This is a genomic window from Roseomonas fluvialis (assembly GCF_022846615.1).
In the GTDB taxonomy this organism is placed as follows: domain Bacteria; phylum Pseudomonadota; class Alphaproteobacteria; order Acetobacterales; family Acetobacteraceae; genus Neoroseomonas; species Neoroseomonas fluvialis.
Map to the genome: position 1 here is coordinate 129,063 of NZ_AP025637.1, position 14,613 is coordinate 143,675.

Below are 14,613 nucleotides of genomic sequence, written 5' to 3' on the forward strand. Positions count from 1 at the left end.
GAATCATCGCGCGGGGGCGATGCCGCGCTCATCAGACAGTCACTCAGACCCAGTCGATCGGCGGGTCGTAGCGCACGGCGGTCAGCGTCAGCCCCTCGGGCGGTGCGGTCTGGCCGGCGCGGGCGCGGTCGCGCCCGTCCAGCACCGCGCGCGGCCAGGTTTCCGGGCGGCGGCCCATGCCGACCTCGGCAAGGGTGCCGACCAGGTTGCGTACCTGGTGGTGCAGGAAGGACCGCGCCTCGGCCACGATCACCACCTCATCCGCCAGCCGTGCCACGTCCAGCCGGTCCAGCGTGCGCAGCGGCGACTTCGCCTGGCAGGACGCCGCGCGATAGGCCGAGAAGTCATGCCGCCCGAGCAGCCCCTGCGCCGCGCGGTGCATGGCCCCGGCATCGAGCGGCCGCTGCACGTGCCACACGCGGCCGAAATCCAGCGCCGGTCGCGCGCGGCGGTTCAGGATGCGGTAGCGATAGGCGCGCCCGGTGGCGTCGAAGCGCGGCGACCAGCCGGGCGCGACCGCGATGGCCGACCGCACCACGACCGGATGCGGCCGGGCGTGGAAGTTCAGCGCGTCGCGCACACGATCCGCCGGCAGGTCGGCGCCGATCTCGACCTGCACGACCTGCGCTTCCGCATGCACGCCGGCATCGGTGCGGCCGGCGGCGGTGGCCAGCGGCGGTTCCCCGCCATTCAGGTGCGCGGCCGCTTCTTCGATCACCTGCTGTATCGACAGGCCCGTGGATTGCCGCTGCCAGCCCACGAAGGGCGCGCCGTCGTATTCCACCAGCAATGCGAAGGCGGACATCAGCCGAGCATCGCCCCATGCGGCAGCGCGAAGCCGCGTAGGAAGGCATCGGCATCCTGCGCGGCGCGGCCGGGGCGTTGCAGACGCAGCAGCCGCAGCCCGCCGGCGCCGGTCGCGACCAGCGCGGCATCGTCCAGCAGCGTACCGGGCGCGCCGGTGCCGGGCTCCACGCGCGCAGCCAGCACGCGCACCTGTTCGCCACCATGGTCGAAATAGGTGCCGGGCCAGGGGTTCAGCGCGCGTACGCGGCGTTCCAGCGTCGCGGCATCGGTCGTCCAGTCCAGCCTGCCATCGGCCTTGGTGAGCTTCGGCGCATAGGTCACGCCGGCCGCGGGCTGCGGCACTGCCGGTGGGGCCTCGGCCAGGGCGCGCACCACCAGGCGCGCGCCCTGCGCCGCCAGCGCATCGTGCAGCGCGCCGACCGTGGCGTCGGGCGGGATGGGCAGCGCTTCCGCCAACAGCATGGGGCCGGTGTCGAGCCCTTCCTCCATGCGCATGATGGTGATGCCGGTTTGCGCATCGCCGGCCAGGATGGCGGCATGGATCGGCGCCGCGCCGCGCCAGCGCGGCAGCAACGAGGCATGGATGTTGATGCAGCCGCGGCGCGGCGCATCCAGCATGGCCCGCGGCAGGATCAGGCCATAGGCGGCGACCACCGCGGCATCGAGGTCCAGCGCCGCGAAGGCTTCGTGCCCTGCCGCATCACGCTTCAGCCGCGCGGGCGTGCGCACTGGCAGGCCGAGTTCGAGCGCCGCGCGATGCACCGGGCAGGGCGTCTCGCGCTGGCCGCGCCCGGCCGGACGGGGCGGCTGGCAATACACCGCGGCGATGTCGTGCCCCGCGGCGTGCAGCGCCCGCAATGCCGGCACCGCGAAATCGGGACTGCCCATGAAGGCGATGCGCATCGGGGTCAGTGCCTCGCCTGGCCGGCATGGGCCCGCACGCCCGCCGGGCCAGCCACATCAGTATCCTGGGATGGGTAGCCGGGTGGGGGTGCGGGCCGGTGCCGGTCGGTCATGACGGCTCTCAGTCCCGCTGCTTCGACTTGAGGTCCTTCGCGAGGCGCCGCAGCAGCATGTTGCGCTTCAGCGCCGAAAGGTAGTCGACGAACAGCACGCCATCGAGGTGGTCGATCTCGTGCTGCAGGCAGGCGGACATCAGGCCCTCGCCCTCGATCTCGCGGCGCGCGCCCTCCAGGTCGTGGTAGCGCACGCGCACCTGGGCCGGGCGCGTGACGTCGGCATATTGGCCGGGCAGGGACAGGCAGCCTTCCTCGCGCGTCGCGACATCGCGGCTGGCGGCGACGATCTCGGGGTTCACCAGCACGATCGGGTTGGGCTGCTCATCCTTCTGCAGGTCGATCACCACCAGGCGCAGCAATTCGCCCACCTGCGGGGCGGCCAGGCCGATCCCCGGCGCGGCATACATGGCGGCCAGCATGCGCGGTGCCAGCGCGCGCACGCGGTCGGCGTCGGCAGGGCCGACCGGCTTCGCCTTGGCGCGCAGCCGCGCATCGGGCACCAGCAGGATCGGCATCGTGGGGGCGTCGGTCATGGCAGGCGGGCGCATAGCCCTCGCCGCCCCCCCTTGCAACCGCGCGGCAGCCGGCCAAAGTCTGCCGCCAGCCGGGTCCCGAGGGCCGCCGCGCCCGCTCCGCTGGCGATGAAGGAGGCCCTGCTCCGGTGTTGTGCCAGCCGCTCTTGGGTCTGCCCTTGCTCGCCGGCTTCGATCATCGCGGCCCGAACGGCGTGAACGCCGGCCACGACGCGCGCCGCTCAAGGCCGCTACGCTGCGGCGATCAGGCGACTTGGCATGGGCGTGCGCCAGATGCGTCGGCGCCGCGACGCAGCGCGGCCAACGACCGATGACGGACGGCGCGACCGCGGCTGACGCGGCCCACGCCGAAGGATCGCCGCCGGCCGCGCCTGGCAGAGTGCCGCTTGCCGGCCCTCCGACGCGGATCGTACCGGCGCCGGGGTTGCCTGAGGAGATCCTCACCAACATGCGGCGCCGCGCCCGGCGCTTCGACTGGCATTCCTCGTTCAGTCGGCCCGCCGAACCAGCGGTGCTGGAGGATGTCTTCTGCAACAGTCACGGCCAGGTCTGGACCGCCGCGGGCACCATGCTGCGCGGCGGGGCGTGGCCGCTGCCGGAGGAGTCCGCGCGCGCCATGGCGTATGCGCCGCTGGTGGACGACTTGGCCTATGCCCGCGGCGGCGAGGCTCAGCGCAACTTCTTCCACTGGATGGCGGAATCGTTGCCGTCCATCGCGCGGGTGCTCGATCCCAACGCGCCGCCGCAGATGCCCATCGGCATCATGCCGCACCCGCCGCGCTTCGTTCTCGAAAGCCTGTTGCTGGCGGCGCGCGAGGGCTTCTCGGTGGTGCGGCTTGGCGATGCGCTGAGGGTGCGGCGGCTGCACACGGTGCCCATCGGCGTCTGGTCGCTGCTCCATCGTGAGGCTCACGCCGCGATGTTCGAACGCATGGTCGACCGCGCCGTGGCGGCGGTGCCTGACCTGCCGCAGGGCGACCGGATCTTCATCACCCGGGCCGACAGCGCGCGCCGCCCGGCCCTCAACGAGAAGATGCTCGCGGCGGCCCTGACGCAGCGCGGCTACCGGGCGGTGGCACTGGGCGCAATGTCCCTCGTGGCGCAGATCGCGACAATTCGGCGCGCGCGGCACATCGTCGCGCTGCACGGAGCCGGGCTCACCCACCTCATCTTCGCGCAGCCCGGCTGCCGCGTGATCGAGATCTTTCCCGCCTCAATCGGCATGGAGGCGTCTCGCATGGCGATGATGCGCCTCTCGCGCGTCTTTGGGCATCGGCACATCACGTGGCTCGAACCCGGGCCGTCGGAGGTTGGCGGGCGCGGACTGTCGCCGGGCGATACCTGGAACATATCGATCCAACCGTTGCTGCGCCGACTCGTCGATGCCGAGTGACGCTTGGTGGGACCCGGCCAGCCCCCCCTTGCAACCGCACCCCGCCCGGCCAAAATCCATTGTCGGCGGGGTGCTTCGGGTCCCGCCACCCGCTTCGCTCTCGGATGAGGAGGCCCGCTTCGGTGTCGCGCCAGTCGCTTTTCGGATCGCCTTTGTTCCTCGGCTTCGACCACCTCGAGCAGATGCTCGACCGGGTCGGCAAGAACGCCGACGGCTACCCGCCCTACAACATCGAACAGACCGACGAGAACCGCCTGCGCATCACGCTGGCTGTCGCCGGCTTCGCCATGGACGACCTGCAGATCACGCAGGAGGACAACCAGCTGGTGATCCGCGGCCGCCAGAAGGATGACAGCGAGGGCCGCGTCTTCCTGCACCGTGGTATCGCCGCGCGCCAGTTCCAGCGCGCCTTCGTGCTCGCCGAGGGCATGGAGGTGGAAGGGGCGTGGCTCGACAACGGGCTGCTGCACCTCGACCTCAAGCGCCCGCAGCCCGAGACGCGGGTGAAGACCATCCGCATCGGCGCGCGAACCAACGGCCCCACCACCATCATGGATGGCCGCCCGGACCGCGGCTGACCGCCTTTCCCCGCCGGGCCCGAACGGGCCGGCCAACGCCGCACGGGCCCATCGGGACGGCGCGGCACAGGAGCAGTAGACATGACCGAACACGACGATACCGACCTGCCGCAGGACCAGGCGCTGGCCGCGGCGGACCTGAAGCGTCTCTCGCCGCTCGACTGGGCGCGCTATGGGGCGCAGCGCATCGCCTATGTGCGGCCGGTGGTGGTGAATGGCCAGGCGGCCATCGCGATCCATGCCGCTGATGGCACGCCGATCGGCGCGGCACCCAGCATCGACCTCGCGACCGCGGCGATCCTGCAGCACGGGATGGGGGCGGCGCTGGTGCACTGACCACGCGGCCCGTGCGACGGCCCGGCACCTGGCGTGCAGGGCCGCCGCCGGTCTCAAGCCGAGACGCTCAGCTCGGCGGGTAGCCCAGATCCAGGGCGGCGCCGGGAAAGCGGTCCTCGAAGGCTGCGAGCACCCGGGGCGAGAATCGCGTGCGCCATTGCTCCGGCTGCCCGCTGCGCACATGCGCGGAACCCTCGCCCGCCCCGGCGAACAGGCTGCGCGACCGGGCGATCTCGAGCGCCTGCTGCATCTGTTCCGCAGGCACGCCCAGCCAGGTGAACATCCGCCGATAGGCCTCTAGCTCGTAGTCGGTCACCAGGTCCTCGAGCTTCACGACCATGACGTTCGGATGGTGGCGCGGGAAGCGCAGCATCCGCCGGATGGTGTCGGCGGATTTGTTCTCCATCTCGAAAATATAGCGTTCATCGTCGTTTGGCAGGGCGCTGATGTGCTGGTTGTAGGTGCGCCCGTCCAGCGCGGCATCCGGCACATGCAGCCAGGCATCGCCGGGCAGCGCCTGGGTGCAGTGGTAATGCGCCGCGCTGATGATGACGTCGCGCGGGTCGCGCACCACGATCGCCGTCGGGTGGCGCGCGGCCAGGATCTCGCGTCCGAAATTGGAGTTGACGTGGAACAGGAGGTTCCAGTCCTCCGGTATCGCGCCCATGCCCGGCGCCCAGTAGGTCAGGCCGCAGGCCGCGGCGACCCGGGCCGTGATGCCGCGCATCAGGATCGTGCCAGTCTTGTGGAAGGTGCCCACCAGCATGCGCGGCGACACGCCGCCGGCAGGCCGGATGATGGTGGGGGCTTCGGCGACTGGCGGTTCCATGATGCTTCCCGGCGGGCCCTGCAGCTTGCGCAGCCTGCCCGAGGCAGTGCGCGGAGGGCGACGGCGGACCGCTCCACCATGCGCCCGGACGAACCTGTCGCGCCGATACACGCATATCGCCGGTTGCTGTCAACAGCGCGTCGTTGCATGACCGCGGGCGCAGCGCGCGGCTTGCGCGGCACAGGCGCACGGAGGGCGGGATGCACCCTGGGGTTCCGACAATCATGATGGCCGGGCAGGTCGCGCGGTGACCCCCGACAGCACGCTGCCGCCGAGGCCTGACCTGCCGCTCGTGGCCGCGACTGTCGGGTTCATGCCCCTCTCGCCGCTGCCTGGGCCGCCGACCCGCCTGATCTCCGCCCCCGACGTGCCGCCCGAGGTCACCACCGCCTTCCAGCAGCTGCTGCGCCGCTTCGATCGCTTCGTGCACAACAGCGCCGCGCCGACGGGCACGGTGCTTGAGGATGTCTTCATCAACCGGCACGGCCAGATCTGGGACGCCGAGGGCAAGCTGGTGCGCCGGTCCCCTATCCCGCTGACACCGGAGTCACTGCGCGCCATGGCCGCCGCACCAGTCGTGGACGACCTCGCCTATGCCCGCGGCGGCGAAGCCAATCGCAACTTCTTCCACTGGATAGCCGAGACGCTGCCCTCCCTCAGCTGGTGCCTGGATGCCGAGCAGCCGCCCATGCCCATCGCCATGAGCATGGATGCGCCGCGCTTCGTGCTGGAAAGCCTGGCACTCGCGTCGCGCCCGGCCTTCTCGGTGGTGCCAGTGGGGGACGCGATCCGCGTCCGCCGCCTGCACGTGATGTCGATCGGGGTCTGGTCGCTGGCGTTCCGGAACATGCATGCAGCGATGTTCGACCGCATGGTGCAGCGGTCCTGCGATGCCGCGGCCGATCCGCCGCCCTCGGACAAACTCTACATCAGCCGGGACGATTCGCCCCGCCGGCCGATGGGCAACGAGGCGGTGCTCGAGAAGTCGCTCGAAAGCCGCGGCTTCCAGTCTGTCGCCATGGCGCGCCTGCCGCTCGCCCGGCAGATCGCGCTGGTGCGCGCCGCGCGCCACATCGTGGCCCCGCACGGCGCGGGCCTCACCCACCTGATCTTCGCCGCACCCGGCTGCCACGTGACCGAGATCTTTCCCGCCGCCATCGGCATGCAGCCGGCGCGCATCGCCATGACGCGCCTGTCGCGCATCTTCGGCCACCACCACACCGTCTGGCTCGAATCCGGCGACCAGGAGGAGCGCCGTCGCTGGAATGTGCGGATCGCGCCGCTGCTGCGCAGCATCGACGCGGACTGATCCTGTCGGCGGCTGCGCCGGACGCCTCCGCGCAGCCTCGGTCTCGCGGCTGCACGCCGAGCGAGCCGCATGCCGTCGGCCGTTTGGCCTGCCCATGCGTCGCGCGTGCGACTGCCAGAATGGTTAGCGCGGCGCCCGCGCGGGGCGCCGCGCCGGCCCGGCGGGTCAGCCGCCGCCAGGGTCGATCCAGCCAACATTCCCGTCGCCGCGCCGGTACACCACGTTCAGTGCGCGCGTGGCCTTGTTGCGGAACATCAGCACCGGCACATGCGCGAGGTCCATGCGCATCACCGCCTCGCCCACCGTCAGCAGGTCGATCGCGGCTGGGTGCTCGGCGATGATCGCGCCGTGGTCGGCGCCGTTGGCGGTGGCGGGGGCCTCCTCTTCGTCCTCGATCGCCTGCAGCACGCGTTCGCGCCCGGCCGGCGGTTCGGCCGCGACCTCGCGCTCCGGCGCGGCGGAGCGGGCATGTTCATTCATGCGGCGGCGGTAGCGGCGCAGGCGCTTGGCCAGGTGCTCGGCGGCCTCGTCGAAGGCGCGATGCGCGTCGGGGCCTTCGCCCTCGGCCCGCATGGTCAGGCCGCGCCCTGCCTTGAGGTTGATGTCACAGGCGAAATGCGCTCGAGACCGGTGGAACGTGACGTTGGCTTCCAGCGCGTGGTCGAAATACTTGCGCGTGATGGCATCGAGGCCATCGCGCACATGGACCTTCAGCGCTTCGCCGGTTTCCACCTGTTTGCCTGCGACCGTGACATGCATGGGGCTGTGCCCTCCTTCTTCAGTGAAGGGGAGGGGCCGCCCCGTGGCGACCGTATCGCCAGGTCCGCATCCTCCGCGCGGGCCTGCACAGGCTGGGTCGGATCAGGCCGGGACGGCCTTCTCCCGTTTGCGCTGCACCGATGATGGTATGCGCAGCGCGTCGCGGTATTTGGCCACGGTCCGGCGGGCAATGTCCACGCCTTCCGCGCGAAGACGCTCCACGATCGCATCATCGGACAGGATATCGTCGATCCCCTCCGCCTCGACCATCGACTTGATGCGGTGGCGCACGGCCTCCGCGCTCACGGAATCGCCTCCCGCGGTGCCCGCGATGGCGGTGGTGAAGAAATACTTGAGCTCGAAGGTGCCGCGCGGCGTCGCGATCGCCTTGTTGGACGTCACGCGGGACACGGTGCTCTCGTGCATGCCGACCTCCTCCGCCACGTTGCGCAGGATCAGCGGGCGCAGATGCGCCACCCCGTGCCGGAAGAAGCCGTCCTGCCGGCGCACGATCTCGGCCGCCACCTTCAGGATGGTGTTGGCGCGTTGTTCGAGCGACTTCACCAGCCACGACGCGGTCTGGAAGCGTTCGGCCACCCAGGCCTTCTCGTCGCGCGACTTCGCCCCCACCACCGCGCGGGCGTGGAAGCCGCGGTTGATCAGCACGCGGGGCAGGGTTTCTGGGTTCAGCTCGATGATCCAGTCGTCGGCCGGGCCGCGGCGCATCAGCACGTCGGGCACCAGGGTGACGGCCGGCGGGGCGTCGAAGCTGGCGCCCGGCTTGGGGTCGAGCCGCTTCAGCTCGGCCACCATCTCGGCCATGTCCTCGGCGTCCACGCCGCACACGCGCTGCAGCCCGCGCAGGTCGCGCCGTGCGAGCAGGTCGAGGTTGTCGAGCAGCGCGGCCATGGCCGGATCGTAGCGGTTGCGGTCCTGCAGCTGCACCGCCAGGCATTCGCGCAGGTCGGCGCAGAACATGCCCACCGGATCGAAGCGCTGCATGCGCCGGCGCACGGCGGTGACCAGCGATTCGTCGCAGCCGAGTGCCGCGGCGATGGTGGCATCCGGCACCGCAAGCCGCCCCGCGGGGTCGACCAGCGCGAGCAGGTTGCCCGCGATCATGCGCTCGGCCGGGGTGCGGAAGGTCAGGCGTAGCTGCTCGCCGATATGTTCGCGCAGCGTCTTGCCGGGCGCGGCCATGGCATCGATGCCCGACAGCTCGTCATCGAAATCCGCGCGGCCTCCGGCACCCATGTGCGGCGTGCCGGCGTCGTAGACATTGTCCCATGCGGCATCGAGCGGTGCGGCAGCTTCACTCGGCAGCACGTCCGAGGAGGCAGCCGCGGCGGCGTCGGGCGCCTCGTGTGCCGCGGGCAACGGGTCGGTGGCGCGGCCGGCATCCGGGCCGGGCAGCACGCGGTCGTCGCGCTCGAGCAGCGGGTTGCGCTCGAGTTCCTCCTCGACGAAGGCGGTCACTTCCAGGTTGGAGGATTGCAGCAGCTTGATCGCCTGGCGCAGCTGCGGCGTCATCACCAGCTGCTGCGCGTATCGCAGGTCGAGGCGCGGGCCGAGCGCCATCAGCCGGCCCCTTGCCGCGACGCGCCGCGCCCCGCCGGCACCGTCAGGCCCGGCCATCTGCGCGTCGCGGCGGCGCCGCGGCGGGCGCCCGGTGTGGCGGCGACATGCATGACGGGCAGGCTAGAGCATCGCCCGCTCAAACGTCGTCGTTTGGGCGGGTACGGATGCTCGCAGGAACAATGATCTGGAGCGCATGAGGTGAGCCCTTGTGAACGCCATGCGCTCTAGAGGCTGAACCTTTCGCCCAGGTAGACACGGCGCACCCCTTCATGCGCGACGATGTCGCGCGGGCTGCCCTCCATCAGCACCTGGCCGTCGTGCAGGATATACGCGCGGTCGATGATCTCGAGCGTCTCGCGCACATTGTGGTCGGTGATCAGCACGCCGATGCCGCGGTCCTTGAGGTGCTTCACCAGGTCGCGGATTTCCCCCACCGCGATCGGGTCGATGCCCGCCAGCGGTTCGTCCAGCAGGATATAGGCGGGGTGCGTGGCCAGCGCGCGGGCTATCTCGCAGCGACGGCGTTCGCCGCCCGACAGCGCCAGCGCCGGCGCGCGCCGCAGGTGGGAGATGCCGAATTCCGCCAGCAGGCTGTCGAGCATCTGCTCGCGCCGGTCGCGCACGGGCTCGACCACTTCCAGCGCGGCGCGGATGTTGTCCTCGACGTTCAGGCCGCGGAAGATCGACGCTTCCTGCGGAAGGTAGCCCAGGCCGAGGCGCGCGCGCCGGTACATCGGCAGCGACGTCACGTCGTGACCATCCATCAGCACCTGGCCCTCGTCGGGCTGCACCAGGCCGGTGATCATGTAGAAGGTGGTGGTCTTGCCGGCGCCGTTGGGGCCGAGCAGCCCGACCGCCTCGCCCCGCTTCACCGAGATCGACACGTTGCGCACGACGGGCCGCTTCTTGTAGCGCTTGCCCAGCCCCTTCGCGACCAGTGTGCCGCCGGCTCCGTCCACCACGCGCAGTGCCTCGCTCATCGCGGCGTGTCCTGCTGCGGCGAAGCGCCGGGCAGGCCCTGGCCGCCCGTTTGCGCCCCTTGCGGCACCACCAGCCCCTGCACCCGCGCGCCTGGTGCCGAGACCAGCCGCGCCACGCCGGTCTGCATGTTCACGATCGCTTCCTGGCCTGACAGCGTGTTGTCCCCCCGCGTGATGCGCACATTTCCCAGCAGCCGCGCGATGCCGGTATTCGGGCTGTAGACGCCCCGATCCCCGCGCACGACTTCCTCCGCCGTGCGGATCTCGACATTGCCGAAGGCCTCGACGCGCTCAAGGCTCGAGGGCGCGGGGCTGCCGGGCGCGGCGACGGTCTGCGGCCGCGGTGCCGCACCCGCGGCGGGCGTCTCGGCGAAATACGCGACCAGCGTGTCGGCGCGCACGCGCCGCCCGTCGGCGGTGACCACCACCGCATTGCCGCGCGCCACCGCCATGCGCCGCGCCGACCAGTATTCGATGCTGTCGCGTGCCGTCAGCGTGTTGTCGGGGTTCACCAGGCGCAGGTTCTGCCCGGTGAGCACCATCACCGCCTGGTCCATGTCGTAGACGGCGCGGTCGCCCTCGGCGCGGTCGGTGGCAGTGGTGATGACCACGTTGCCCTCGGCCTCGAGCCGCCAGATCTCGCCGCCGCCGGCCGGCCCTTCGGCGGGCGCGCGGGGGGTCGCGGCGGTGGCCGCGCCGCGTGGGCGATAGCGCGCGATCAACCGGTCCGATTCCACGGTCACGCCGCCGCGCGTGGCCCGCGCCTGGCCGCGCGCGACGATCACCTGCTCGGCCTGGCGCCATTCGATGCCGTCATTCGAGGTGACCTCGACCGGCCCGCCCTGGCTGAGGTCGATGCCCTGCGCGACGGCGCCACCGGCCAGCAGCAGCGCGGCCAGCGCGATGCCGGCGCGCATCACTGCCCGCCCTCCAGGATGGCCCGTGCGCGACCGGTGAACACCACGACCTGGCCGCGCTCGGTCAGGCGGAAGCCCTCGCTCACCAGCGTGCCGAAGGGGCCTTGCGCCGCCACCGGGCTGTCGCCCGAGGCCGCGCCTTCCTGCAGCTGCACCTCCGCCGTCGAGGTCACGAGCATGTTGCCGCCGTCCTGCCAGAGCGTGACGTCGCCGCTGAGGTCGAGCCGGTTGCGCGCCTTGTCGAAGCGCCCCTCGCGGGACTCCAGCAGGACCCAGGACCCGTCGGTCAGCAGGATGTCGGCCCGCGGCTGTGCCAGGTCGACGATGTCGGGCGCATCGGTCTGCGCCGCGACGTCGGCGGTAACGGTGAAGGGTCGGTTCTGTTCGTCGAGGCCCTGGTAGCGGGGTTCGACCAGCCGCACCGCATCCGGCTGCGCCTGGATGACGCGCCGGAAGGACACGCGGGCATTGTCCTCCATGCGGCCGATCTCGGGCCACACGGCGATGCCCACGAGCAGACCGACGCCCAGGATCGGGAACAGGAACTTCGCCAGGCGGACCGTCAGGCGCCGCCGCGCGATCTGCGCGGCCGACGGCGTCCAGCGACCGCGCGACGGGGCCAGCATGCGGCGCGGCGCCACCGGCGCGGAAGCGTGCAGCGGTACAGGGGGCGGGGCGCGCGGGTCCTCGCGCGTGCTCATCTCACGCGACTCCCGCGCGAAGCAGGTCATGGATGTGCAGGATGCCGACGGGGCGCCCGGCCTCGTCCAGGACGAACAGCGCCGTGATGGCGCGCGTGTTCATCTCGTGCAGCGCTTCGGCGGCGAGCGTCTCGGGGCGCACGGTGCGCGGGGCGCGGGTCATCACCTCGCCGGCGCTGCGCGACATCAGCGTGGCGCCGCCGCCGGTCTCGAGCGCGCGGCGCAGGTCGCCGTCGGTGATGATGCCGAGCAGCCGGCCATCGGCGGCGACCACGCCCAGGCAGCCGAAGCGGCGCGCGGTCATCGCGACGATCGCCGCATCCATCGGCGTCTCGGGCGGCGCGAGCGGCAGCTCGGCCGGGCCATGCATCAGGTCCCGCACGCGGGACAGGCGCGCACCCAGCTTGCCGCCCGGGTGGAACACGCGGAAATCGGCGGCGGTGAAGCCGCGCCGCGTCAGCAGCGCCACCGCGATGGCATCGCCCAGTGCAAGCTGCATGGTGGTGGAGGTGGTGGGGGCGAGGCCCATCGGGCAGGCCTCGGGCGCGGCGGGCAGCACCAGGGCGACATCGGCCGCGCGCGCCAGCGTGCTCTCGGCGCGGCCGATGATGCCCACCAGCGGCAGGCCGAAGCGCTTGGCGTGACCGATCAGGTCGGCGAGTTCGGGAGTTTCGCCGGAATTGGACAGGGCCAGTACCGCATCCCCCGCCACGATCATGCCGAGGTCGCCGTGCGAGGCCTCGGCCGGGTGCACGAACAGCGCAGGCGTGCCGGTGGAGGCCATGGTCGCGGCGATCTTGCGCGCCACATGGCCGGACTTGCCCATGCCGGAGACGACGACGCGCCCGGTCGCCGCGGCAAGCCGCGAGACCGCCTGCGCGAAGCGGTCGTCGAGGCTGTCGGACAGGGCCGTCAGCGCCTCGGATTCCAGGGCCAGGACGCGGCGCGCCTCGGCGATGTCGGGATGCAGGGTCGGAGCGTTCACGGCGCCTGTATGGTGCGCCGGCCGCCATGGGTCAACAAAACTGAGACATTGACAATCAAGAACCGTGCCACGGCGGCTGCCCGGTGAACCCCTACACCAGTCGGCCCACGGGGCTGGTCGTGCGCCGGCGCGATCCGGGAGCGCGGAGCGCGACCGCGCCCAGACCATCCGGCGCCCTCAACGCACGAGTGCCCGGCGCGCGGGGCGAGCCCGCGCATGCGGGCGCCCGGCGTCAGAGGGCACCGTATTCAGTGGCTCAGGATGTCGGGATCCTCGTAGCCCAGCAGGTCGAGCTTGCCGCGCGCCGGCAGGAAGCGGAAGCAGGCCTCGGCCAGATCCATCCGCCCCTCGCGCTTGAGCAGCGCTTCGAGCTTTGCCCACAACGCATGCAGGTGCAGCACGTCGGACGCGGCATAGGCCAGCTGCTCGGGCGTCAGTTCCGGCGCACCCCAGTCCGAGGTCTGCTGCTGCTTGGACAGGTCCACGCCCAGCAATTCGCGGCACAGATCCTTCAGCCCGTGCCGGTCCGTGAAGGTGCGCACCAGCTTGGCCGCGACCTTGGTGCAGACCACCGGTGCGGTGGTCACGCCCAGGCAGTGCCACAGCACCGCCACGTCGAAGCGGGCGAAATGGAACAGCTTGGTCACGGCCGGGTCGGCCAGCAGCTTCTTCAGGTTGGGCGCGGCGAAGCCCTGCCCGCCGAGGCTCTCGGGGATCAGCTGCACCAGGTGGGCGCTGCCGTCGCCGGAGGAAAGCTGCACCAGGCAGAGCCGGTCGCGATGCGGATTCAGGCCCATGGTCTCGGTATCGATCGCGACCATGCGGCCGAAATCGAGCCCGTCTGGCAGGTCGTTGCGATGCAGGCGGATCGTCACGCCGGCATGGGTGAACAGGGTGGTGCCCACGGGATGCGCCAAGCCTCGTCTGCGGCGGGGCCGGGCGGCCGCGCCAGGACCGGCTGGACCGCCGGAAGCGCGCGGGTCTTACGGCGCGCGCCTGCCGGAGGCAAGCCGCGGCGGGCCTGCGGCGCTCGCCGCCTGCAACCGGTGGTGGCTTGTCCATCGTTTCGACGTCAATGCACCATGGCCAGCGCCCGCGGCGCCGCGCGAGAGGACCATGATGACTGCATTCGAGCTGCCGCGGCGCGTCCCTCGCTTGGCGCGACTGGTGGCCGTGGCCTGGCTGGCGGCCGGCAGCGGCGTGGCCACCGCCGCGCCCACGCCGAGCGCGTTCGTGCGCCAGTTCCAGGAGGCGCTCGAGGCCCGCGACGTCGAGCGCGTGCTCGACCTTTATGCCGAGGATGGCGTGGTGCTCACCCCGCAGGGCGGAGTGCTGGCCGGGCGCGGCAGCATCCGCGAGACGCTGGCGCGCAACCTGGCGGCCGGCCAGCCGCCGCTGCGCCTGATGAACGCCAATCTCGACGGGGATTCGGACCGTGGCGTGCTGACCTGGGTCTGGCACGTCGATGCGGCCCCGCAGGACGCCCATTCCCGCGGTCGCCGCGTGCTGTCGATGGTGTATCTGCGCCGGGTCGGCGGCGCGTGGCGGATCGTCGCGGAGACCGCGCAGATCTTCGCGCCGCCGCCGGAGTAGCTGCGCCGCGCTGCGGCATGCCACGGTTGTGGCGTGCGACGGGCACTGTAGGCGAACGGGGTCTGGAGACGGGGTGACCGCCACGCCGGCGTCGTCGCGCGGGAAAAACTGGTGCCCAGGAAAGGACTCGAACCTTCACGACCTTGCGGTCACTGGCACCTGAAGCCAGCGCGTCTACCAATTCCGCCACCTGGGCAGGGGGCCGGCGCCTTGCGGCGAGGGCCGGGGACTTACGCGCCGGCGCACGGGTCGTCAAGCCGCCTCGGCGCGTGGCTCGCGCCACCCTGCCTTGGCGT

16 protein-coding genes and 1 tRNA gene are annotated in these 14,613 nt (G+C 71.7%); 5 read left to right on the forward strand and 12 right to left on the reverse strand.

Annotated elements, in window-relative coordinates; genetic code table 11:
- Nucleotides 1-43 precede the first annotated feature (43 nt).
- From truA to def, 3 genes are all read right to left on the reverse strand, one after another.
- Complete coding sequence (gene truA, locus MWM08_RS00640) at nucleotides 44-805, reverse strand: tRNA pseudouridine(38-40) synthase TruA (RefSeq protein ID WP_244457542.1); 762 nt, start codon at nucleotides 803-805, stop codon at nucleotides 44-46.
- Entirely contained in the window at nucleotides 805-1,710 is a 906-nt protein-coding gene (gene fmt, locus MWM08_RS00645; protein WP_244457543.1) for a methionyl-tRNA formyltransferase, read from the reverse strand. Before fmt ends, truA begins: the two co-directional genes overlap by 1 nt.
- A 121-nt stretch (nucleotides 1,711-1,831) precedes the next feature.
- On the reverse strand, nucleotides 1,832-2,359 hold the full coding sequence (gene def, locus MWM08_RS00650) for a peptide deformylase (RefSeq protein WP_244457544.1): 528 nt from the start codon (nucleotides 2,357-2,359) through the stop codon (nucleotides 1,832-1,834).
- A 448-nt stretch (nucleotides 2,360-2,807) separates the two neighbouring features.
- On the opposite strand from def, the gene MWM08_RS00655 reads away from it, so the two are divergent.
- The 3 genes from MWM08_RS00655 (at nucleotide 2,808) to MWM08_RS00665 (ending at nucleotide 4,666) form a co-directional block, all read left to right on the forward strand.
- Complete coding sequence (locus MWM08_RS00655; protein ID WP_244457545.1) at nucleotides 2,808-3,752, forward strand: glycosyltransferase family 61 protein; 945 nt, start codon at nucleotides 2,808-2,810, stop codon at nucleotides 3,750-3,752.
- A gap of 182 nt (nucleotides 3,753-3,934) precedes the next feature.
- Nucleotides 3,935-4,330, forward strand: coding sequence for an Hsp20 family protein (locus MWM08_RS00660; RefSeq protein ID WP_244460039.1), 396 nt, complete (start codon nucleotides 3,935-3,937; stop codon nucleotides 4,328-4,330).
- A gap of 81 nt (nucleotides 4,331-4,411) precedes the next feature.
- Nucleotides 4,412-4,666, forward strand: a complete 255-nt coding sequence (locus MWM08_RS00665) for a DUF1150 domain-containing protein (protein WP_244457546.1) — start codon at nucleotides 4,412-4,414, stop codon at nucleotides 4,664-4,666.
- 67 nt (nucleotides 4,667-4,733) lie between these two features.
- Here the strand turns inward: MWM08_RS00665 and MWM08_RS00670 are convergent, their stop codons facing one another.
- A complete protein-coding gene (locus MWM08_RS00670; protein ID WP_244457547.1) occupies nucleotides 4,734-5,495 on the reverse strand; it encodes a sulfotransferase domain-containing protein in 762 nt (253 codons plus the stop codon).
- A gap of 247 nt (nucleotides 5,496-5,742) precedes the next feature.
- Between MWM08_RS00670 and MWM08_RS00675 the strand changes: the two genes are divergently transcribed.
- Nucleotides 5,743-6,804, forward strand: a complete 1,062-nt coding sequence (locus tag MWM08_RS00675) for a glycosyltransferase family 61 protein (protein ID WP_244457548.1) — start codon at nucleotides 5,743-5,745, stop codon at nucleotides 6,802-6,804.
- Nucleotides 6,805-6,969: 165 nt separating this feature from the next.
- Here MWM08_RS00675 and hpf read toward each other — a convergent pair whose 3' ends face one another.
- The 7 genes from hpf to MWM08_RS00710 all read right to left on the reverse strand — a co-directional run bounded on the left by hpf (nucleotide 6,970) and on the right by MWM08_RS00710 (nucleotide 13,629).
- Nucleotides 6,970-7,563, reverse strand: a complete 594-nt coding sequence (gene hpf, locus MWM08_RS00680) for a ribosome hibernation-promoting factor, HPF/YfiA family (RefSeq protein ID WP_244457549.1) — start codon at nucleotides 7,561-7,563, stop codon at nucleotides 6,970-6,972.
- 102 nt (nucleotides 7,564-7,665) lie between these two features.
- The gene (rpoN, locus tag MWM08_RS00685) at nucleotides 7,666-9,141 is read right to left on the reverse strand and encodes an RNA polymerase factor sigma-54 (RefSeq protein WP_244457550.1); all 1,476 of its coding nucleotides are present in this window, start codon (nucleotides 9,139-9,141) and stop codon (nucleotides 7,666-7,668) included.
- A gap of 224 nt (nucleotides 9,142-9,365) precedes the next feature.
- Complete coding sequence (lptB, locus tag MWM08_RS00690) at nucleotides 9,366-10,121, reverse strand: LPS export ABC transporter ATP-binding protein (RefSeq protein WP_244457551.1); 756 nt, start codon at nucleotides 10,119-10,121, stop codon at nucleotides 9,366-9,368.
- Nucleotides 10,118-11,038: an LptA/OstA family protein gene (locus tag MWM08_RS00695; RefSeq protein WP_244457552.1), complete on the reverse strand. Its 921-nt coding sequence runs from the start codon at nucleotides 11,036-11,038 to the stop codon at nucleotides 10,118-10,120. The genes lptB and MWM08_RS00695 overlap by 4 nt, the downstream gene beginning before the upstream one ends.
- Nucleotides 11,038-11,739, reverse strand: a complete 702-nt coding sequence (gene lptC, locus MWM08_RS00700) for an LPS export ABC transporter periplasmic protein LptC (protein ID WP_244457553.1) — start codon at nucleotides 11,737-11,739, stop codon at nucleotides 11,038-11,040. Before lptC ends, MWM08_RS00695 begins: the two co-directional genes overlap by 1 nt.
- A 1-nt stretch (nucleotide 11,740) precedes the next feature.
- Nucleotides 11,741-12,724, reverse strand: a complete 984-nt coding sequence (locus MWM08_RS00705) for a KpsF/GutQ family sugar-phosphate isomerase (protein ID WP_244457554.1) — start codon at nucleotides 12,722-12,724, stop codon at nucleotides 11,741-11,743.
- 248 nt (nucleotides 12,725-12,972) lie between these two features.
- Nucleotides 12,973-13,629: a ribonuclease D gene (locus tag MWM08_RS00710; protein WP_244457555.1), complete on the reverse strand. Its 657-nt coding sequence runs from the start codon at nucleotides 13,627-13,629 to the stop codon at nucleotides 12,973-12,975.
- A gap of 211 nt (nucleotides 13,630-13,840) precedes the next feature.
- Between MWM08_RS00710 and MWM08_RS00715 the strand changes: the two genes are divergently transcribed.
- Nucleotides 13,841-14,317, forward strand: a complete 477-nt coding sequence (locus MWM08_RS00715) for a YybH family protein (RefSeq protein WP_244457556.1) — start codon at nucleotides 13,841-13,843, stop codon at nucleotides 14,315-14,317.
- A gap of 109 nt (nucleotides 14,318-14,426) precedes the next feature.
- Here the strand turns inward: MWM08_RS00715 and MWM08_RS00720 are convergent.
- Nucleotides 14,427-14,513: transfer RNA gene (locus tag MWM08_RS00720), tRNA-Leu, on the reverse strand.
- Between the last annotated feature and the right edge of the window lie 100 nt (nucleotides 14,514-14,613).